Below are 21,841 nucleotides of genomic sequence, written 5' to 3' on the forward strand. Positions count from 1 at the left end.
GCATCAGATCATATAGAAAGCACTACGGACTGCTGGGGGACTTGAGCTTTTCCATTACCTTGTCGATGGTGAAGCTGCCTGCTTCCTGACGGGGAGGGAACTCTTTGAAGGTCGCCAGGAATTTTTCCACATACCCCTGGGCGGGAATCAGGAGAAAAGCGTGATCCATCCACCAGTCCCAATAGGTATTGGAGGTGATGGAGGCACGCTCATAAGGATCTGTCCTGAGATTGTAGAGCCACGGAATGCGCGTGTGTACAAGGGGCTCGCCCCACACGAGCATGGTTCCCGGCGCACGTTGCTGGGCAAAGACCACCTTCCAGTTATCGTACCGCAGAGCCTGCAGGTCCCCATCATCGGAAAAATAGAAATACTCTTCCCGGGGGCCTTTCTCTTCCTTTCCCGTCAGGTACGGCAGGAAATTGTAGCCGTCCAGGTGCACGCGGTATTTCTTTTTATTGGCCTTGTAGCCTTTCTTCAACTTCTCCTTGATGTCGGGAACCCCTGCTGCGGCCAGAAGCGTGGGCATCCAGTCCATGTGGGACATGATCTCGTTGGACACCGAGTCCGCTTCGATTTTTCCGGGCCACCGCACCATGGCAGGTACCCGGTACGCCCCTTCCCAGTTTGCGTTTTTTTCACCCCGAAAAGGCGACATGGCAGAATCGGGCCAGGTGTTCATATGGGTTCCGTTGTCCGTGCTGTAAAAAACGAGGGTGTTGTCTGCGATACCGAGTTCATCGAGTTTATCGAGGACCGTCCCCACATTCTTGTCGTGGTCGATCATGGCATCATGGTAGGGGCTCTGCCACCTGCCGGACTGGCCCAGACTCTCAGGTTTGACGTGGGTACGAAAATGCATGTGGGTAAAGTTGACCCAGACAAAAAATGGCGTCCCTGCTTTGTGCTGTTTTTCGATGAATCGGGCTGACCGCTCGGCAACGTCGTCATCGATGGTCTCCATGCGTTTTGTTGTGAGGGGCCCCGTATCCTCGATGGACTGCTTGCCATTGGGCAGGGCAAGGCAGTAGAGCACCCCCCTGGGGCCGTATTTCTTGATAAACTCCGGATCTTTGGGGTAGTCGGGCAGTTCAGGCTCTTCCGATGCATTGAGGTGGTACAACGATCCGTAAAATTCATCAAACCCGTGAACCGTGGGCAAATGCTCGTCCTTGTCACCCAGGTGGTTCTTTCCGAACTGCCCGGTGGCATACCCCTGGGCTTTCAAAAGCCTTGCAATGGTGGGATCCTCTTTGTTCATGCCGAGATCGCCGCCGGGCATCCCCACTTTGCTCAGCCCGCTTCGGAACACACTCTGCCCCATGATAAAGGCAGCGCGCCCTGCGGTACATGTCTGCTCAGCATAATAATCGGTGAAGAGCATCCCCTCCTTGGCGATGGAGTCGATGTTGGGGGTTCGATAGCCCATCAGGCCTTTGGTGTATGCGCTGATATTGCTCTGCCCGATGTCGTCCCCCCAGATGATGACAATATTGGGTTTTTGCGCTTCTTCCCCATGGGCAAGCCCCCAGAGCGCCGCCAGTCCTATCACAACCATCACGGTGACCAGTACACCTGTCCTCATGTTTCCGCGTAAACTAAGCGTCATTGTACCTTCCTCCCTTGGTTGGGTTCTTGGTCCTTCAATGAGTACGTGTTACGTGTTCATGAAACCGGCACATGGCACAAGCCACGATGTCTGTCTTTGGATGGAGGCGCTCTGCGCCCGGGCTATGCCACCCCGTTGACAATCTGAGCAATTTTCTCGTCACGGATGGCGTAAAACTGGTAAGCCATATCTTTTTTTACGGTCTCCATGATTCGATTCTTCTGGTCGTCATCAAGGGCCCACGCTGAAAAGGTGGTGTCGGCCCCGATTCTCTGCTGAAAGTCTTTCAAAAACGCCACCACCGACGCAAGGGTGCGGGTATCGTCCGCCTCGGGCATCAGCCCCAGGGCTGAAGCCAGCTTGCCGATTTTCGGCTGATAAAACTCGGGCAAGGCTTCGATAACAACGGGCATCAGAACCGTGTTGGCGTCCCCATGGGGAATATGCCCCACAGCCCCGAAAGCGTGGGCGCAGTTGTGGATGGGAATCCCACCGAGGGAAGAGTAAAAGGCAGAAATGGCCATAGTACTGGCCTGCAACAGGGCACCCCGGGCCGCTGTGTCCCCAGGTGCCTCCAATGCCCTGGGCAGGTTGTCGATAATAAGGCGTGTCGCCTGCATGGCATAGGCGTCCGTAAAGCTGTTGCTCAGGGGCGAGACCAGGGCTTCCACGGCATGGGTCAGGGCGTCAAAGGCCGTGGAGCGGGTAAGCCCCTTGGGAAGCCCGGTTGTCATGCCTGGGTCCAGAATGGCGATATCCGCCTCAAGGCCCGAAACCACAAGACTCGCCTTGATGTTCTCTTCTTCGTTGAAAAAAACGGCAATGGGAGAAGCTTCCGCGCCGGTGCCTGCGGTTGTGGGGACGGCGATATGGGGGGTATCAAAGCCCTGAGACTCCGGCCAGACCTCCAGCCTGCCACCACCAGCGATGGCTATGCGAATGTCGGAGAGCCCCCTGTCCAGAGCATATTTAACCCCTTTGGAAGCATCGATGACGCTTCCTCCCCCAACGGCCAGGATGGCATCGGCCCCGCAATCCCTTGCGTAGGCGATGGCCTCATTGATGTTCCGGCAGGCTGCATCGGGTTCAATGGCGGTAAACGTGCCGGCAAGGGTGACATCTGCCTGGCGGTTGAATATATCGGCACACCTATCCACGACACCAAAGGCCTCAAGGCCTTTGTCGGAGAAGAGGACAACGCGCTTTGCGCCCATGTGCCGGAACAGGGAGGGCACATTTTCAATGCCGTTTTCCCTGGCGTGAACGATGGTTTTCATCTGGTAATCAAACGGGTGAGACTTCATTGTTTCTATTCCTGATTTATTTAAATGCCCTTCATGGATTTGGGTGAAGGGCTTATTTTTCTTTACCGGTCCACTTGCCGGTTATCGCAACAAGGCCTCCATTACGGCCTTTTTGAACTCATTGTCTTCCCTTGCGAAAAGATGCTTTATGTTGTGTTCCGTTCCCGACGTCATCACGGTTTTTGAATGAGACATGGTCAGAAAACCTTCAAACCCGTGATAGTTGCCCATTCCCGACGCACCGATACCGCCAAAGGGGGCATCATCCACCGCAAGGTGAAACACGCTGTCGTTGATGCACATCCCACCTGAATGAACCGTGGTTTTCACACGCTGCTGAAGGGCCTCGTCATGGGTCATCAGGTAAAGGGCCAGGGGCCTTGGGTTGCCCTGGATATGGTCTATGGCTTCCTGAACATCCCCATAGGTGATCAGGGGGAGCAACGGGCCGAAGATCTCTTCGGTCATGACCTTGGCGTCTCTTGCCGGATCCACAACCATGTGGGTGACCAGTCGGTTTTTGGCGCTGTCCATGCTGTTTCCGTGGCAAGGTTCGATGCGGGTCTGTTTTTCCTGTTCGTCGTTTAAAAGCCCTTCAATGCGCTTGAACTGACGGGTGTTTGCCATGGAGGTAAGGTTCTCGGAATCCACTCCCTGGGGAAAAAGGCCTGCGTACTGCTTTTTGTATTCGGCAACAAACGATTCCAGCATGCCCTCGGGCAGGAACACATAGTCCGGAGCCACGCAAACCTGGCCGTTGTTAAGGCTTTTGCCGTAGATAATCCGCTCCACCGCCATCTCCATGGAGACATCCTCACCCACGATCACCGGTGATTTCCCGCCGAGCTCAAGGGTCACCGGGGTCAGGTTGGACGCAGCCGCCCGCATGACATGGCGCCCCACCGTGGTGGACCCGGTGAACAGGATATGATCAAAGGGCAGTTCCGTAAAGGCCGCTGAGACCTCGGCCTCCCCTTCAAACACGCTCACATAGCTGTCATCAAACACCGATTTCAGCATCTCTGCGAGGACCTTGTTGGTGTGGGGCGTAAATTCACTCATCTTGAGCATGGCGCGGTTACCTGCGGCAATGGCGGAAATGAGAGGCCCGATGGAGAGCATAACGGGAAAATTCCACGGGACCACAATGCCCACAACCCCCAAGGGTTGATAGATCACCTCCACGGATGACGTGGTGAGAAGGGGCCCGGGGTCTCTCCTGGAAGGCGCCATCCACTCAGACAGGTGGGTGATGGTGTGATTGATGTTGCCGATGCAGGGGGTGATATCGGCGATAAGCGTATCCAGCTCACTTCGCTTTCCATAGTCATCGCTCATGGCGGTGCTGATGTCCCCCGTGTACGCCACCAGGGCGGTTTTCAGCTTCTTGAGCATCTCGATCCGCGCATCAAGGCTTGGCATGGGGCTGCTGTCAAAGGCCTGCTTCATGGTGACCAGGGTGGTCTCCATTTTCTTTATCTCTTGTTGAATGTCCATGGGTCTGAACGCTCCTTTTTGGGGTATTCATTTCGAAAATGATGTTTCGTTACGTGCAGGTTCATCGGTGATTGGGCACGAAATGGCAGGTACGAGGGGATAACCTCGCGCACTTCACTCGAGGTTTCTTCAATTATATTAAATTATTAACCCACACAAAACAACCTGCATCATCTTTCTGTCAATGGATGGAACCAGCGCTCAGGTTCAATGGCATCCTACCCACAGGATGCGATGCCCATGCCCCGGCCCCAGTCCGAACTTGGGCTAAAGGATACTGAAATAATTACCATTCATGTAGTCCCTGTTATTGCATTTTAACATTGCAAAATTTACAATCCTGGGTAGAGATTCAGGGTTCCAGCACCACAGCGCCGGTGGCTGTGCTGGGAAACCCGGCAAGGACACGTGGAGCACTACATATCGCTTCAGGGAGGAATGCATGGAATCTGCGGAACGGATTTTCCTGCGGGTGGTGGAGGCCGGAAGCTTCAAGGCCGCGGCAGAACAGCTGGGCACCGACCCGTCAGCGGTGAGCCGCAAGGTCATGGCCCTGGAAGAGCGCCTGGGGGTCAAGCTGTTGCAACGCTCTCCCCGCCGCTCCACGCCCACGGAAACCGGCCTTCTCTATTACGAAGGCATGCGCAGGCTGGTGGATGAGCAATCCACCCTGGAGTCCAGGGTCTCCAGCGTGGCCGATACGGCCCAGGGCCTCCTTCGGGTGAGCGCGCCCCTGGAGTTTGGCCAGGCCTTTGTGGTGCCGGTCCTGAAAGACATGGTGAAACAATACCCGGAGCTCAGGGTGGAGCTTCGCTTCAACAGCGGATACGCCGAAGCCCCAACCGCCCACTTTGATGTGGAGATTCACGTGGGGGACCTCCCCGACTCCAACCTCGTGTGCAAAAAACTTGCGGACATGCCCATGATCCTCGTTGCGTCCAGGGGCTACCTTGAAACCCACCCGCCTCCCCAAACCGCCCAGGATCTCAAACACCATCATTTTCTGCTTTTTTCAAAGCAACAGCGGGAGCTTCCCCTGGAACTGCACCGCCAGGGAAAACGGGAACGGGTCCACGTCACGGACGGAAAATTCACGGTAAACAGCCTCACCGCCATTCGGGATCTTGTGGTGGAGGGGTTCGGTATTGCCCTGGCGCCCATGTGGCCCTACCGGAGCCTTCTCGAAACCGGTGAGGTGGTGAGGCTCCTTGAAGGGTACCAGCTGTCCCCCTATCCCTGGTACGCCCTCTATCCGGGAGCAGCCTTTGTTCCGGCCAAGACGCGCCGCTTCCTTGACCTTCTGGGCCAGATCGAATTTGAATTCGACCATCGGTGAGCAAAGCGCCAACCATTCACAGGCTTAACGCATTTAAATTTTTGCCTCCGGCGGTCCTGCAGGGGGCCAACCTTTTGAAAAATTTGACAAACAGTTTTTTTTTGGAGGAATGCGTCCCTACAAGGCATGGCCCCCTCTTCTTTTTTTTATTACCGGAACGTTTTTGCGGAGCTTTTTTCAAAAAGCGACCCGCCGGAGGCAACTGAATGTTTAAATGTGTTGACCCTGCAACCATTCACCTTGCCTGGGGCGGGATGTTGATATAAACGATATCTTGGACCCGATATTGATCACTCTTCAGGAAAGAAACTGTCTTATGCATGAAAAAATCTTTGATATTGACTCGTTGCAAAAAGAGGTAAGGGCAGGAAAGCGATTCGACTACCTCTTCTTCTGGGGACATCAGCCAAGAAAGGACGGTCGCACAGGCAAGCAGTGCTTCAGCCAGTGGTGGCAGGCCCCCTTTGACCTGGACGGCATCCGCTACACGTCGGCGGAAGTCTACATGATGGCGGAAAAAGCGCGGCTTTTCAATGACGAGGCCATGCGGCGCAACATCATCGAATGCGCACACCCCCGCGAAGCAAAAAAATGGGGCCGCAGCATCAAGAACTTCCATGAAGCAGAGTGGAACCGGCATCGTTTCGACATTGTGGTGCGAGGAAACAAAGCAAAATTCGAACAGAATGACGCACTGAAAGCATATCTTCTGGGCACAGAAGATCGCATTCTGGTGGAGGCAAGCCCGGTGGATACCATCTGGGGAATCGGCCTTGCCCAAGAAGACCCACTCTGCGGGGACCCGGAGAGCTGGAAGGGCCTTAACCTGCTGGGTTTCGCCCTCATGAGCGTAAGATCGCTCCTGAGACAATCATGACCCTCCGCTTTGAAAAAGAGCCTGCGGCGTCCCCAGGGTGACGGCGGGTTTTGATCTGGTTTCCCAGAAACGACTCGCCGACGGGTAATGCATTACACGACACCATCCATGTGTCCCACCACAACACCACACGAGATATCCTGTCCAAAAGCCAGCCAAAAAAATCCGTAATACCTTTCCTGACATCAAAATACAGAATCACGCCCACAGCTCTGATCAACACAGTATGGTTGCCTCATCAGCCACACTGTGTTAACTTTTTTTCCTTACTTTTTCGTTCTAAGGGAGGAACACCTGTGGAGGAAACCTCCCAACGTCTCAATGGAGAACTGCCCATGACATTCAGAGATATCGGCATCAAGTGGAAAATCATCGCTATTACGACCCTGGGACCTTTGGTCATCGCTCTTATCCTGGGTGTCCTGCGGGTTTCCGACATTCGAAACAGCGCTGTGGACGGCATGGTGCAAAAAAGCCGGGCCATTGTCCTGATGGCCGAGGCCGCCCGTAACGAGATGGCACACAAGCTCACCCAGGGGATCATCCTCCCCTTTGACGAGATCCCCAAAGCAAAACTCATCGAAGCCGTACCGGTGGTCACCGCCATCGACATGGTTAAGCTGAACGCGGACTCCACCGGGTATACCTTCCGGGTGCCGAAGATCTCCCCCCGAAACAGGGCCAACGAACCCAACGCCTTTGAAAAAGAGATCCTGGCTGAAATCAAGGCCAAGGGCCTTACCGAGAAAATCGTCATCGAAGACGATGCAATCCGTTATTTCCGGCCCATCAAGCTCACCTCAGACTGCATGGTCTGCCACGGATCGCCCCGGGGATCCAAGGACCCCCTGGGCGGCATCAAGGAGGGATGGAAAGCAGGAGAGGTCCACGGCGCCTTTGAACTCACCATGTCCCTGGCCGAGACGAACCAACAGCTTTTAAAGGCAAAGCTTAACGTGGCCTTTCTCACCTTCGGCACCCTGGCCCTGATCCTTCTCATCTCCTGGCTCATGGTCCGAAAGAGCCTGCTGGCTCCCCTGGCCGCCACCGGCCGGTTCATCAAGGAGATTGAACAGGGCGATCTCTCCGGGGCGGTCCCGGTGAAAAGCAACGACGAAATGGGCCGCATGATGAGGCGCCTCAACGCCATGGTGGTGAGGCTCAAGGACATGATGGAAAACATCGGAGGTGAAGGGAACCGGCTCCTGGAGGCATCCACCCAGCTGGAAGGTATCTCCGGCACCCTCTCCAAAAGCTCGGACAACACCGCGGACCGGTCCCGCACCGTGGCCGCGGCCTCCGAAGAGATGAGCACCAACATGAACTCCGTGGCTGCGGCCGTGGAAGAGACCGCCACCAACGTCAGCCTTGTGGCCGACGCCGCCGAACAGATGACCGCCACCATCAACGAGATTGCCGAAAGCACCGAGACCGCCCGAAACATTACCGGAGACGCGGTGGACGAAGCCACGCGGGCCTCGGAAAAAGTCGGGGAACTGGGCTCGGCTGCCAGCGAAATCGGCAAGATCACCGATGTCATCACGGACATCTCCGAGCAGACCACCCTCCTGGCCCTGAACGCCACCATTGAAGCGGCCCGTGCAGGGGAATCCGGAAAAGGGTTTGCCGTGGTGGCCAACGAGATCAAGGAGCTTGCCCGACAGACCTTCGACGCCATCGAAGAGATCAAGGGAAAGACCCAGGCCATCCAGAGTTCCACGGACTCCACCATCTCCCAGATCCATCAGGTCTCCAACGTGGTGGGCGAGGTCAACAACATCGTCAGCACCATCGCCGCCGCCATCGAAGAGCAGACAGCCACCACCCGGGAGATCGCCGACAACGTCTCCCAGGCCTCCCGGGGCACCCTGGAAGTAACGGAAAACGTGGCCCAGGCCTCCACCGTGGCAACGGAAATTGCAAGGGACATCGCCGATGTCAACATGGAAGCCAACGCCATCTCCACCCAGAGCTCGGAGGTAAGCCACAACTCCCAGCGATTAAAAGAGATGGCCGAAAAACTCCAGGACCTGGTCAGCGCCTTTAAGCTGTAAGAAAAATGGCAACTCGAAAAAGCCTCCGGCATTCCTGCCGGGGGCTTTTTTGTTTTGAAATGAGGGAAAACCGGCCTGACTATGGGTTGGCCTGACGGATCCGGGCTGTTTTTTCGTGGTAGGTCTTGATCATGTCCGCCTCAAACGCTTCGTTGGAGTCGTAGCTGCGCCCGAACACCGGTTCCCAGAGATCGATGTGCTCCATGCACATGTAGAAAAAAACGGACTCGTGCCAGGACTGGGGAAAGGCCTGGTACACCGTTGAAAACAGGTCTTCTTTGATGGAGAGGGGGTAGCTCAATTTCCCGGCGCACTCTTCCATGGGCATCTGGAGGATGGAGCTGTCCGGCATGCGCTCCCGGATGCGTTTGAGCGCCGCTGATAAGGTAAGGAGCCCCAGGGGAGACCATGACCACCTCCTTCAGCGAGTCGACCAGCCGGGAGACCACCGCCAGGTAGTCCTCCCGCCAGCCCTCGTACCAGACAATGGGATGGAAGTGAAACCCCACGGGAATGCCGTGATCGGCAAGCTTCCGGGCCCCTGCGATCCGTGTCTCCAGGGAGGCGGTCCCTTTTTCTTCGTGGTGAATCACCGTGGGGGTGTTGAGGGACCAGGTAAAGACCATGTTGGCCGGGGGCCGGTGCTCCTGGAAATAATCGACCCGGCCGCTCTTGGACTTCATCTCCAGGATCACGTTGGGGTGGGCCGAAGCAAACCGGTACAGGGAATCCAGCAGCCCGAAGCGATTGCCCCACATCAGGGAGTCCGAGGACTGGCCGGTTCCGATGTGATACGTCTTTTCTTTGTCCAGATCCAGGGTCTCCAGGTGGGAGACAAGATCCCGGATAAAACGCACCTGGTTTCCATGATAAAAGGACTGGATGGAGCAGTAGCTGCAATCAAAGCCGCATTGCTGCACCGCATCCAGGGTGGTGAGGTTACAGCAGCGCGTCTTTTCCGAGGCCACCGGGCACCGCCCCATGATATTCCCTTTTAAAGGGACCTCAACCATCTGTTCATCAGGGAATTTCCGTTCTGCAGCCGAAAAGCCTTCATCGCCAGCGTACCTTTTCTTCCCGTTCTTCAGGGCCTCATACCCCTCCCGAAACTGCTGGAACACCACTGACGCCGCCTGTTTTCCCTTGGCCTTGCCCACCGCCTCCGGGCGATAAAACTGCTCCAGGGCCCCCACGCGCCAGCAGATGAGATCCGCACTGTACTCGGTGAGCATCTTGAGCTGTTGAAAAGAGAAGGCATAGGCCTCGGCCATGGCGAGCAGCCACTGCTGCTGCGCCTCGGGAAGCTTATGAAAAAGGGCCGTCTGTGTAAGTTTCGTGGATGTCATGGCGTCGTTATACCGAAAAAAAGGGGTTCCCGCCAGTGGGCAGGGCAAAGGCGTTTAGATTTTGCCTCAGGCGGCCCTGCCGGGAAAAAAACGTTTAAAACGTTTGAGAAACAGCCCTTACGAATGGCCAGGTCCGGCTCAAAGCGTCTGGCGAAACGAGTGTTTCAACATAACGAACAGTCTACCGGAACGTTTTTGCGGAGTTTTTTTCAAAAAGCGACCCGCCGGAGGCATCGCCTTGGGTTCTGTTTCTACCCGATGACGCCCAGTGCTTCAGAAATTTCGGCGCCGTCCTCGGCCAAAGGGAATCTTGAGCCTGCGCATGCGGTGCCTCAGGGTGCTGTGATTCACCTTCAGCAGCTCTGCTGCACCCCCCTCCCCTTCAATTCGCCCGCCCGTCATCTCCAAGACGGCCTCGATATGCGTAGCGATCACCCGGTCCAGTTCAAGATCCCCTCCCCCCTGAACCGCCAGGGGCTGAGTACCTTCTTCTGAGGGCGAAGGATGCAGCTCCGGAAAATCCAGGGGTGTGCCTTTGGAGAGGATCAGGGCGCGCTCCACCGTATTTTCCAGTTCCCGCACATTGCCCGGCCAGGGGTAAGCCTTGAGTCGGTGCATGGCCCCCGTGGCAAGGGACGGCATCATCCCGAGCCCCATCTCCCGGCTTTTTTTTGTGATGAAGTGCTGCACCAGGGCCGGGATGTCCCCCAGTCGATCCCGCAAGGGTGGAATGGGAATGGGAAACACCTGGAGTCGGTAAAAAAGGTCCTGCCGGAAGCGGCCGTCTTGGATCATGGACTCCAGATCGCGATGGGTAGCGGCAATAACCCGGATGTCCACACGCACGGGCCGGGTTCCTCCCACCCGCTCGAACTCTTTTTCCTGGAGCACCCTTAAGAGCCTCACCTGGGCCTCTAAGGTCAACTCGCCGATCTCATCGAGGAAAATCGTCCCGCCGTCGGCCCGCTCAAAGCGCCCCCGCTTCTGGGCCATCGCCCCTGTGAAGGCCCCTTTTTCATGACCGAAGAGCTCGCTGTCCATGAGGGTCTCGGGAATGGCCCCGCAATTGACCTTGATAAAAGGGCCCCGGCGCCTTGGGGACAGGTTATGGATGGCCCGGGCAATGACCTCCTTGCCCGCCCCTGTCTCCCCGGTAAGGATGACGGGGCTGGTGAGTTGGGCCACCTGTCCCACCATCTCCATGACCCCCTTGAGCCCGAAGTCGGCCCCGATGATCTCCTCGCCGGTGATCCGCCCGATCTCGTCTTGGAAATACCGGTTGTCATCGGCCAAAAGGTCTCTCAGCTTCAAGACCTGCCGATGCTCCAGGGTGTTGGACATGGCGATGGTAAAGGGCTCTCGCAGCAGGGCAAAGAGGCGGGCATCTTCGTCGGTAAACCGGTCCACACCCTTTGCGATGAGGGTCAGGGCTCCCATCACCCGGGTTTCTACCGCAAGGATAATCCAGAGGATGGAGCACTCTTCCGGCTCCTGGAAACGCTTGAGCAACACCTGGGAAAGGGGATCTTCCTGGGGCCGATTGACGCAGAACACCCGATTGAGGTCCGAAGGAGCCGGAGACTCGATGCTGCCGTCCAGGGTGAGGGCCTCCATGGGAGTGAGGACATCACAGGGCGTTCCCTCGTCCTCCGTGGCCATGGCCATGGTCCTGAGCGCCCCGAGGTCCGGCTCGTAGCACTCAAGGAAAAGCTTGTGGCCGGGCATGTGGTTTCGCATATGTCCCAGGCAGGCAGACATCCCCTTTTCAATGGCAAGGCTGCTGCACAGCCTCAACGTCGCTTCACGGAAAAATACATTTTCATCCACGGCCATGGTCTCTTCCTTAATATGGTTAGGGCTACATACTGTCTTATTTAAAAGTTTACTTCAAAACTGCCATTTAAGAAAGGAAACATCTTTCATATAAAACAGTTTTACGCAACATCCCTGCCCCAGAAAACAACACCCAAAAGCAACCACCCAGAATCAAAGCACATTTCTGAGCCCGATTCCATGGCATGGCTTTTGCCATACCTGTCAAAAGAAGCGGAGCATCACCAGCACCGCCCTCTTCCTGAAGGGATCTTCCGGCGGATGCCTGCCGTTTTACGTAAGGACCTTGTCACGAATAAATTACACATGACGGGATCATCCCATAAGTCCTCAGCATGATTTTTTGATCGTTGCTTCGACACATAACGAATTTAAGGTGGAGTATCGTTATGTATTATTATTTTAGGGCATAGCCCTAACCGGGCCCACCGCGGCCCTTCTCACCTCGGCCATGCCGAAAGGATGACACAATGCGCGACAAACTCCTTAACCTGCTGATGCACCTGACCCTCTGCCACCGGCGAGTCGTTTGGGGCCTCACCCTTGCCCTCACCGGCCTGTCGGTGTGGGCCGCCGGACTCATCGTCCTGGATGTCCGATGGTCCTCCCTCCTGCCGGAGTCGGACCCGAAGGTCATGGAATACAAGATGATCGACCGGGCCTTTCTGCAGCCCGGCAACATGATTGTTGCCATCAGCGGCCCTGATGAGGCAACCCTCGAACAGATCACCGACGAGGTGACGGCCATTCTCGAAGCAGAGATGCTCGCGCCCCCCGGCGCCACCCTGGACGAGATCAAGCAAAGTGAACGGTACGCCCGCCACGTCTTCGGCAGATCCCCGGATGAGTGGGTCAATGAGCACATGCTCTGGCTGGCCAAGCCCAAGGATGCCCGACGGTTCCGCGACCTGCTGCGGGATCCCAGGCTCCTGCCCTACCTCTCCCATCTCAACGACGACTTTGAGCGGGAGTACACGGACAGCGAAAACGTCCAGGCCAAGGAGCGGGAAATCGTGGCCTCCCTGGATGCGGTGCAGGGGCTGGCCGACACCCTGCTGTCAGCGGCCTCCGGCTCCGTAGACCCAGGGCGCATCCGGCGGGTGGTGCGGGACCTCACCGTGGGCCGCCCCTACATGTTCTCCCTGGACAATACCATGTCCCTTGTCTTCGTGGCCTCGGCCGTACCCTCGGATGACTCCCGCACCGTTCCCCTGGTGGACAAACGGGTTGAGTCGCTCCTGGCCCCCATCCAGGCCCGGTACCCGGACTACCGCATGGAGCGCACGGGCCTGATCCCGGTGTACCGGGACGAGATGGACGCAGTGGGCCCCCAGACCCAAGCCCTGACCTTTCTGGCCTTTGGCCTGGTGTTCCTTCTTCTGGCCTGGAATTTCCGAAGCGCCATGATCCCCCTTATCGCCCTTACCCCCATTGTCGCGGGAATCATCTGGACCATGGGGCTCATCGGCCTGGTGCTGGGCTCCATGAACATCATCACCGTCATGATCATGGTGGTGCTCCTGGGTCTGGGCATCGACTTTTCCATCCACCTGGTGAGCCGCTTCTTCGAGGAGCTGAAAAAAGGCCGGAACCCGGAGGCGGCCCTGAGGCTCTCCGTCGAGGGAACCGGCACAGGGGTCATCACCGGTGCCGTGACATCTGCCATCGCCTTTCTCATGCTCATGGTTGCCGAAACGAGGGGCATATACGAATTCGGGTTCTGCGCTGGGGCCGGGGTGCTGGTGCAGCTCACCGCAGTCTTCTGGATGCTGCCCTCCCTGATGTTCACCTATGCCCAGGGACGGATTAATAAAGGCAAGCCCATCCCCGAAATTCGGGAAATCGCTTTTTTGAATCCGGTCACGCGGCAGGTGGCCAGACACAGAAAATGGATCACCGGGGTGTCCGTGCTCCTGATCTCGGCAGGGCTTTTTACCGCCGCCCATCTCACCTGGGAGTGGAACTTCATGGAGCTTGAACCCAAGGGCCTGCGCTCCGTGGCCCTCCAGGACGAAATCGTGGACAGGTTCAAGGTATCCCCCACGGTGAGCTGGTTCACCGCACCGGATGTGGAAGCATCCCGGGCGTACCGAAAAGAGCTGAAGAAAAAGAGGCCCATCGGTGACGTCGATGACATCTCCCGGTGGGTGAGCAGGCCGGACGCGGAGAAAAACCGGCCCTTCATCCACGCCTTGCGAGCCCACAGCCGTCAAGACAGACCTTTCCATGATTACGCCACCCCATTTCTGCAGGCCCGCCTGGCCGATGAGCTGGACCGCCTGTGGGCCAACCTGGTGGAAATCCAGGCCCTGTCTATCACCGGCGGCCAGGACCGGGTGGTGGAAAAGACCCGGCGCCTGGTGGCCGGGCGCGGTACCCGGGATAACGGCCTGCTCTTTAAGCTGACCACTCGCTACAAGGATCCGGACCTCGTGGACTGGACCTCGGTGGGCACACTGGCAGACCTCTTTCAAGGGGCCCTGACCGCCCGGGTGAAAAAAGCCGTTGTGCGCGATGAGCCGGTCACCCTGGCCCAGGTCCCGCCAAAATATCACGCCCGCTACGTCAGCGATGAAGCCCCGGGCTACCTCGTTCGCATCTTCCCCAAGCAGAACCTCTACCGCAAGTCGGAGATGGAGGTGTTCCAGAATGTGGTGACCCGGACCTCCGAGACCGTCACCGGCACCTCCCAGATGATCTTCAAAATGAACACGGAGATGATCCGCGAAGGGCGTATCGCCTTTATCTTAGGGGCTCTGGTGATCCTTGGCGTACTCTTTGCCGACTTTCGTTCCCTGGGCAGGGGCCTTGTGCCCATGATCCCACTGGTGGCGGGGCTTTCCCTGCTCACGGGCCTCTTCTGGGTGTTTGGCCAGAAGCTCAACTACATCAACGTCATCGGCCTCACCGTCATCGTGGGCATCGGCGTGGACAACGGGGTCCACATCCTGCATCGGGCCCTGAAGGAAGGACCGGACCGCCTGCCCGAAGCCGTGGCCTCCGTGGGCCGGGCCGTGATCCTGAGCTCGCTGACCACCATGATCGGTTTCGGCAGCCTCATGCTCTACGTCATGCGGGGCATGGCCTCTTTGGGCTTCCTCCTCTTTGCAGGGGTGGGGTTCTGCCTGCTGGCATCCTGCATCCTCCTGCCGGCGATCATCGCCTTGTGTTCCAACAAAATAACGGGAGACTCACCATGAAACAGATCCTTTTTTTAACCTGTACCTTCCTTGTTGTCCTTGCCCAGGCCCTCGGTGCCGCCCCCGGGGACGACAACGCCGCCGACATCATCCGAAAGGCCGATATTGCTGAAGGGTACCGGTCCGCCTACTCCGAATACGATCAGGTGATCACCACCACAAGCGGGGCAAAACGGACCCTGGGGGTCCGGGCCTGGGCCAGGGAAAACGGGGACCGCCAACTGGCCGAATACCTCACCCCTGCCGACATCAAGGGCCAGAAGATCCTCATGACCGACGACGGGGACAACATCTGGATGTTCAACGCCGAAACCCGGCGGACCCGAAAGCTGGGCAGCCACATGAAGAAAAAGAAGATCATGGGGTCGGACTTCACCTATGAAGACCAGGCCGGGGGAACCCTCAGCGGAGACAGCTGGCCTCGTTGTGGGCCAAGAGCCCCAGGACGGCCACGACTGTTTTGTCCTTGACCTGATCCCCACCCCCGAGGGCCCGAGCTACGACAAGATCCGCACCTGGATCTCGACCAGCGATTTTGTCACCCGACGGGTGGACTACTTCCAAAACGGAGAAAACGCGCCCTTTAAACGGATGACGGCTACAGACATCCGGCGCGTTCCCTGCCCGGCAAGCGAAGGGGCCGAAACCAAAACCGTCCCCTTTACCGTCGTGATGACCAACCTCGAGGACCGAACCGAAACCGTCAACCAGCTCAAACGCATCCTCTTCGGGGCCAAGATTCCCAGTTGCCTCTTTAACCCCCGAAAACGCTAAACTTGTTAGCCCGTATATTTCATGAGAAAACAACCAGTCAAGAAAAAAGCATGATTTCATATAGCTACAATAAAAATGTCAGCCATTTCAAAAATGCAAAATGTAAATCAGCGTTTGCTGTTTGATTTTCTCACCCTTCGGGCGAGCCGTAGTGCACCCATCTTCTCGCGTTATCAGAGCTTTGAGGTAAACAACTACATCTGCAGCTCTGATGCCTTGAAGATGGGTGCACTGACTTGTAAAATATCCGGGTTAGAAGGACACACCCATGCAGAACCCAGCAAGCCCCGGCTCACTACGTGCCGGCTCGACAATCCGCCTTGCGGCCCTCTTCCTTATATATGCAGCAGGCATCGCGCTTCTCCCCGGGCCGTCACTGGGAGACGAAGTTCCCCTGCCCGGGGGAGGCGCTGCCATGCCCCTGCCGGGGGCAGAAACGGACTCAGGTCAGCCCAACACAGGCCCCGGCTTCTCACCCACCGTCAGCGGGTATGTGGAAAACACCCTCAATGGTGAGCACATGACAGAAGACGACTCCGTCAACATCCTGAACAACACCAAAGTGCGCCTGAACGCAAGCGGTGAGGTGTCTCCCCATGCCAGCTTCGGCCTGGGCCTCATCGGGGAGGCCAACACAGGGGAACGCACCTATCGCCTCACCGACTACCTCCCCGAAAAAGACAAGGCCACGATCCCCGAAGGCCAAAGGGACGCGTACACAGAAGAGGTGGACAAAACCGATGCCTATGTCCAGGAGGCCTTTGTGACCCTCTCCGTGCCCCGGGCCGCCCTTCGGGTAGGGCGACACAAATTCTATTCGGGCACCGGTTACGCCTACAACCCCATCGACCTCTTCAACAGGAAAGATCCCCTGGACCCCACCTACGAAACCCGGGGCCAGGACGCGGCCATGCTTATCCTTGGCCTGTCCCCCGTCACCGAGCTGGAGCTGACGGCCCGTACCGATGAGGACCACCGCCACACAGACGGCCAGATGCGTCTCACCCACTACCGTAACGGCTGGGACCTGGCCCTGCAGTACACCCGCTTCACCGACACCCGCATCGACTGGGAAGGAAACGGAAAGTCCATAGACTTCACCTGGGACCTTGTGGCCGCTGAGTTCTCAGGGGAAATCGCCGGAGTGGGCCTCCACGGGGAGGGCGGCTACGCCTTCATCGACGAGCCCGTGGATCCCGGCACCCTCTCACGGGCCGGAAAAAGCCACGAACGGTTTCTCCTGGGCATGGACTACACCTTTGACTGGCAGCTCTATGTTCTTTTCGAATACCTGCGCTTCGGCCAGGGAAGGGACAATCCCGACGACATGACCCTCAACGACAGGTTTGCCTATTTAACCGGTGAAATCATCACATCCAACAAAGACACCCTCTACTTAGGGCTTACCTACCCCATAACGGACCTGACGGACATCTCACTTTACTCCATCGTAAACGTCAACGATCCGAGTGCCACCTTCAGCCCTTGGCTGAAGTGGAGCGCCCGGCCTGGATGGGACGTTGGCCGAGGGCCTGCGGGCAACACGTCCCGGGGTGTATGGGCACCTCCGGTTTTTGCGGGTGCGGGTCAGCTTTTTCCCCGCCGAGTGGAAAAGCCATTTAACAACTCAGCCCCTCCGGTGGATCGCTTTTAAAAAGGAGCTCCGCAAAAGCCTTTCGGTAGTCAAGGCATAGATACTGGCAAAAGTTTGGTCCCGGCAGGCCCTCTGAAAGCAAAAAACGAAATGCGTCAGCCCTGGTTCGGCCTCTGTGGGCCATTGATTTATAGCCCCATCTCCTTTATGGTTGCGGGGTTGAACGGCCAAAGCCAGACAACGGCCCTGTCCGGCCCCACCCCCGGAGGTGAGCCGCCAAGACGTTTATGTCAACCCGCCAACCCCGTTGGCCCATCGTTACATCCCAAGGACAAACCATGCGGTATTTTGACGACCCACTGTTTAAAAACATCAGCACCCACACCCCGGAACCCGCTGTGCTGGGCATCGGGGCCAGCCCCAGGGCAAAGGGAAACTCAGACCTTTTGCTGACCCAGGTCCTCAAAGGAGCAAGCCAGCAAGGCTCGGCCACCCGAAAAATTCACCTGAGGGACGTAGAGTTTTCCCCCTGCATCGGCTGCGAGCGGTGCAGGAAAGACCGCATCTGCACCGGCCAGAGAGACGGCATGTCCCTTCTCTACCCGGACATCATCGCCTCCCGGGGGCTGGTACTGATCTCCCCCACCCACAACTACAACATCACGGCGTGGATGAAATCCTTCATCGACCGGCTTTACTGCTTCTACAACTTCACCTCTGAGCGACCCGGCCCCTGGTCGAGCCAGCTCGGCGGACAGGGGAGAAAGGCCGTGATCGTGGGGATCTGCGAACAGGAGACCAAAGCGGACATGGGCTTCACCATGGAGGCCATGGGCCTTCCCCTCAAAGCCCTGGGCTACGACATCGTGGGAGAGCTCCCCGTCCTTAACGTCTTCGGCAGGGGTGACATCAAGAAGAAGGAAGATACCCTTGCCCAAGCCTTTGAGCTGGGCACCACCCTGGCCCAGGCCGTTGCCGAGTCGTAAAGGCCCCCTATGGACGTCATCAAGAAAATTGGCTCCCGAAACATCATCATCCAGCGTCCGACACCTGCCCCCCATGCACCGCGCAGGAGCCGAGCCGAAGGGCGACTTGCCAAAGCATTTTTGTCCAAGCGGCCCGTCTCGGCAACTCTGTGGTCTGCCCCCCACAACATCGATCCGGGCCTGGTCCACATGAGCGCCCCCTTTGATGTGCTTCCCAGATTTACCTATTCTAAGAAGGTGGCCCGGGACGCCAGTGGCCATGCCAACCCCGTGAACCTCTCGTTTTCCCTGGGCAGCGTCCCCTACGAGCTTAGCATCCAGCCGGCCGTCATCCCCGACGGCAGCGGCACCCGCTCCTTTCTCCCCGGGTTGAAGGAGGAGCTCATTGAAACGGTCCTCCGCAGGTGGTTTGCCCAAGGGGCTGGGGTTGTCGTGGACAACTCTGCCGGGGTCTTCTTTACCCTCTACGACCTCCGCCGGGAGCTGATGCGCTCCAACCACACCTACTCCTTCGACCAGCTGAAAATGGGGCTCCTGATCCTGTGCGGGGCTCAGCTGACCGTCAATACCAAGGAACGCTCCATCGCCAGGGGGGGAATCCTCACCTCGGTGCTATGGGACATCGACAAGGCCAAGGGCCCGGAGTCCCGTCGGCGATGCCTGTGCGTCTTTCATCCGGAGGTGTTCCGCATGGTCTCCTCCACCTCCCCGGCCGGTGTCGACTACGAGACCTTCATGGCCTGCCGTTCCGGGTTCTCCCGATGGCTTTTTCGGTGGCTGTGCCTGGTGCCCGTTGAAAAAGACCACCCGGCTGTGCTGCGCCTCAGCGACCTGCTTCCTTTGGGCATCCTTAAAAACAGGCGGTTCAGGGACAACATGGCCTCGGTGCGCCAGGCCCTGGACGAGCTGGCGGCCATGGAGATCATCCGCACGGATTACGAAGTGAAAAAAATCCTCGACGGCAAGCGCATCACAGACGCAGAGATACGCATCGAGGCCGAGTCCCGCCTCAGTCACATCCGCCATGTCTTTGAAACCGAAAGGCGAAAGCTCGGGTATATCCGCCTGATCAACCACACCGGCGGATTTGAGGGAGAGGCGTGCCCGGAAACCTCATTTCAGCTCCGCCCCTTTTTTTCGGATCCGAAAATCCGGGAACTCGTCGAAGAGAACATCAGGCTCAAAAAGGCGTTAAAGGAAAAAATCTAGCCCGGATATTTCCCGAAGAGTGAAAAGACCGTGAATGGTATTCATGCCTGTCTGAAATGCCTATACATCCCCAAACACCCACTCCCAATGACCCGTTATCGCCCATAACCTACTATTTCCCACAGGTTTTACGACCCAAGATATCTCCCCGCCCTTTGTCCACTCACATCACCCGTGTCCCATAAAGTATACCGATCCCTTTGAGGGGCCCTTGCCTCTTTTTACGGGCGTGCTCCCCAAAGACGGAGGCCGTTAGCCTGTATTTCCTATTCCCCACGTCACGTTCCATCTCGCAAACACACTGCAAAGCGACGTTTTTACCCGCGACTGAAAATACACCATATGTTTAAGCCCGCGCAAACCCCACCCATTCCATGTTTTAGCCCGCGTTCATTTTCATATCACCCAGCAAAATCAATGATCTACCCGCAACGCCCCCCGGATATTTGACACCAAAAAGAGTGCGACTATAAGCTCGATTCACGATCAGATCAGCTGCCGGATGCACGGCACGGTACCTGAGCGGGGAGCACACCACACGTGGTTCCAGAACCCCGCAAGCGTCATCGCCAAAACCCATTCAGCGTAAACGCATTGGGTGCGAACCCACTCAAGGTACCGTTTCCTGCCCCCGGAGTCCCGCCCTTCACTTCCTCCATCCCAGGGGACGGGAATCCTCCATCCGGAGGGCAGGAACCTATCCGCCACGCAACGGAGAGGGTCCCGGCATGGATCGGTCTTTATGAACAGAATCATGCAACAAAGGAGTCATTATGTTTTCAGCAACGGGTGTTTTCATTTCATTTGCCAGCGGTATTTTAGGCGCAGCCTTTGGGGCCGCCACCTCATTTTCCCTCGTGGGCTTCCTTGTCCTGGGCGGGGTATTCATTCAAGCGGCATCGGGTTCCGGTGACTTTCTCTCCACCATCTCCTTTGGTGTATGGGGTCCCCATGTGGGAGGGTTTGCAGCCGGTGTTGCAGCGGCGGCCTATGCCGCCAGCAAAGGTGAGATCAACGGCGAGGGCAAGGACCTCAACAACGCGCTCATGGGCCTGAACCGGCCCGACGTGCTTCTGGTCGGCGGCATCTTCGGCATCGGCGGCTATCTCATCAACCTGCTGGTCTCCATGCCGGGCCACTGGACGGACACCGTGGGCCTCACCGTCGTGCTCTCCGGCATCGCCAGCCGCCTCCTCTTTGGCTCCAGCGGCCTTTTTGGCCAGGTCCCCAGCGATGAATCCCGCTTTAAGCCCAAAGACGGCCTTACCCCCCTTCAACTGGCCCTCATCGGCCTGGGTGCAGGAACCTTTTCAGCCTACGCCGCCCTTGAGGTGGCTAACGGCGCAGGGATCCCCCTCTGCTTCGGCCTTGCCGCCGCAAGCCTTCTCTTCGGCCAGTTCGGCCTCAACGTACCGGTGACCCACCACATCGTCATGCCCGCGGCTGTGGCCGCCGCAGCCAGCGGAAGCGTTGTCTGGGGAGCGATCTTCGGGGTAGCTTCCGCCATCCTCTGGGACATCATCGGCAACCTCTTCAACACCTGGGGCGACACCCACATCGACCCCCCGGCTTTCGTTATCTTTACCATGACCACCCTGTCCATCGTGTTCCAGAACAACGGGGTGTATGCCATGTTGGGACTCTAAACGGCCCTCTTTAAGGACCGGCCCCGACACACAGGTATGCCCCTTCCGACCGCTGACACACACACCACAGGCGGCACGGAGGGGCATACCATCCCTTACCCCGGACATTTCATGGAAAACGTTAAGGTAAGCCACAACATCTGCTGCTCTGTGGGTCCACTCAACCCGTGAATAATCCGGGTTAACGAAAGAGGGAAAAAAATCACATGGCCGCGGCGCACAGCCCCGTTGCAATCAGGATGCCTCCAGAGACATAGCCTGCCCACCTTCCCGTACGAGCCCGCCCAGGCCCCGTAATCCGCTTCAGCTGCCTTGCCATGGTCATGTACATGAGAAGATTCAAGGCGGCAAGGCCCAAAAAAGTCACGCCCATGATCAGGAACTGAAGAGTTGCGGATGAGTCGCCGGAGACGAATTGAGGCATAAAGGAGGAGTAAAAGATTATCCCCTTGGGATGAAGGGTATTGAGCAGAAAAGCGTTAAAAAACAAGGACCGTGTGCTCTTACGGCCTGTGGACAGAACCACAGATTGATCGACCTCGGTGATACGGCGCCTGCTGGCCTTTGCCATGATCT

16 protein-coding genes are annotated in these 21,841 nt (G+C 57.5%); 10 read left to right on the top strand and 6 right to left on the bottom strand.

Annotated features, from left to right (window positions below; translation table 11 throughout):
• Positions 1–22: 22 nt before the first annotated feature.
• The 3 genes from ACOYW1_RS19530 to ACOYW1_RS19540 form a co-directional block, all read right to left on the bottom strand.
• On the bottom strand, positions 23–1,558 hold the full coding sequence (locus ACOYW1_RS19530) for an arylsulfatase (RefSeq protein ID WP_482423773.1): 1,536 nt from the start codon (positions 1,556–1,558) through the stop codon (positions 23–25).
• A 173-nt stretch (positions 1,559–1,731) separates the two neighbouring features.
• A complete protein-coding gene (locus ACOYW1_RS19535; protein ID WP_482419368.1) occupies positions 1,732–2,913 on the bottom strand; it encodes an iron-containing alcohol dehydrogenase in 1,182 nt (393 codons plus the stop codon).
• A gap of 81 nt (positions 2,914–2,994) precedes the next feature.
• Positions 2,995–4,410: a coniferyl aldehyde dehydrogenase gene (locus ACOYW1_RS19540; RefSeq protein ID WP_482419369.1), complete on the bottom strand. Its 1,416-nt coding sequence runs from the start codon at positions 4,408–4,410 to the stop codon at positions 2,995–2,997.
• Positions 4,411–4,852: 442 nt separating this feature from the next.
• Here ACOYW1_RS19540 and ACOYW1_RS19545 point away from each other — a divergent pair, with 442 nt between their 5' ends.
• From ACOYW1_RS19545 to ACOYW1_RS19555, 3 genes are all read left to right on the top strand, one after another.
• Positions 4,853–5,746, top strand: coding sequence for a LysR family transcriptional regulator (locus tag ACOYW1_RS19545; RefSeq protein ID WP_482419370.1), 894 nt, complete (start codon positions 4,853–4,855; stop codon positions 5,744–5,746).
• Positions 5,747–6,062: 316 nt separating this feature from the next.
• Positions 6,063–6,623, top strand: a complete 561-nt coding sequence (locus ACOYW1_RS19550; RefSeq protein WP_482419371.1) for an NADAR family protein — start codon at positions 6,063–6,065, stop codon at positions 6,621–6,623.
• Positions 6,624–6,958: 335 nt separating this feature from the next.
• Positions 6,959–8,677: a methyl-accepting chemotaxis protein gene (locus ACOYW1_RS19555; RefSeq protein WP_482419372.1), complete on the top strand. Its 1,719-nt coding sequence runs from the start codon at positions 6,959–6,961 to the stop codon at positions 8,675–8,677.
• Between the two features lie 140 nt (positions 8,678–8,817).
• Here the strand turns inward: ACOYW1_RS19555 and ACOYW1_RS19560 are convergent, their stop codons facing one another.
• Both ACOYW1_RS19560 and ACOYW1_RS19565 read right to left on the bottom strand, forming a co-directional pair.
• Positions 8,818–10,023, bottom strand: coding sequence for an SPL family radical SAM protein (locus ACOYW1_RS19560; RefSeq protein ID WP_482419373.1), 1,206 nt, complete (start codon positions 10,021–10,023; stop codon positions 8,818–8,820).
• Between the two features lie 273 nt (positions 10,024–10,296).
• On the bottom strand, positions 10,297–11,856 hold the full coding sequence (locus ACOYW1_RS19565; RefSeq protein ID WP_482419374.1) for a sigma-54 interaction domain-containing protein: 1,560 nt from the start codon (positions 11,854–11,856) through the stop codon (positions 10,297–10,299).
• 470 nt (positions 11,857–12,326) lie between these two features.
• On the opposite strand from ACOYW1_RS19565, the gene ACOYW1_RS19570 reads away from it, so the two are divergent.
• The 7 genes from ACOYW1_RS19570 to ACOYW1_RS19600 all read left to right on the top strand — a co-directional run bounded on the left by ACOYW1_RS19570 (position 12,327) and on the right by ACOYW1_RS19600 (position 21,265).
• A complete protein-coding gene (locus ACOYW1_RS19570; protein WP_482419375.1) occupies positions 12,327–15,056 on the top strand; it encodes an efflux RND transporter permease subunit in 2,730 nt (909 codons plus the stop codon).
• The gene (locus ACOYW1_RS19575) at positions 15,053–15,526 is read left to right on the top strand and encodes an outer membrane lipoprotein-sorting protein (RefSeq protein WP_482419376.1); all 474 of its coding nucleotides are present in this window, start codon (positions 15,053–15,055) and stop codon (positions 15,524–15,526) included. Before ACOYW1_RS19570 ends, ACOYW1_RS19575 begins: the two co-directional genes overlap by 4 nt.
• Positions 15,483–15,830 (top strand): outer membrane lipoprotein-sorting protein, encoded by a 348-nt coding sequence (locus ACOYW1_RS19580; RefSeq protein ID WP_482419377.1) that lies wholly within the window; start codon positions 15,483–15,485, stop codon positions 15,828–15,830. The genes ACOYW1_RS19575 and ACOYW1_RS19580 overlap by 44 nt, the downstream gene beginning before the upstream one ends.
• A gap of 268 nt (positions 15,831–16,098) precedes the next feature.
• A complete protein-coding gene (locus tag ACOYW1_RS19585; RefSeq protein WP_482419378.1) occupies positions 16,099–17,484 on the top strand; it encodes a hypothetical protein in 1,386 nt (461 codons plus the stop codon).
• Between the two features lie 278 nt (positions 17,485–17,762).
• Positions 17,763–18,410: a flavodoxin family protein gene (locus ACOYW1_RS19590; protein ID WP_482419379.1), complete on the top strand. Its 648-nt coding sequence runs from the start codon at positions 17,763–17,765 to the stop codon at positions 18,408–18,410.
• A gap of 9 nt (positions 18,411–18,419) precedes the next feature.
• Positions 18,420–19,619, top strand: coding sequence for a hypothetical protein (locus ACOYW1_RS19595; RefSeq protein ID WP_482419380.1), 1,200 nt, complete (start codon positions 18,420–18,422; stop codon positions 19,617–19,619).
• Positions 19,620–20,392: 773 nt separating this feature from the next.
• Complete coding sequence (locus tag ACOYW1_RS19600; RefSeq protein WP_482419381.1) at positions 20,393–21,265, top strand: DUF7973 family transport facilitator; 873 nt, start codon at positions 20,393–20,395, stop codon at positions 21,263–21,265.
• Between the two features lie 202 nt (positions 21,266–21,467).
• Here ACOYW1_RS19600 and ACOYW1_RS19605 read toward each other — a convergent pair whose 3' ends face one another.
• Positions 21,468–21,836, bottom strand: coding sequence for a LysE family translocator (locus ACOYW1_RS19605; protein WP_482419382.1), 369 nt, complete (start codon positions 21,834–21,836; stop codon positions 21,468–21,470).
• Positions 21,837–21,841 lie beyond the last annotated feature (5 nt).

The sequence above is a fragment of the Desulfoluna sp. CYM3A genome (assembly GCF_056829965.1).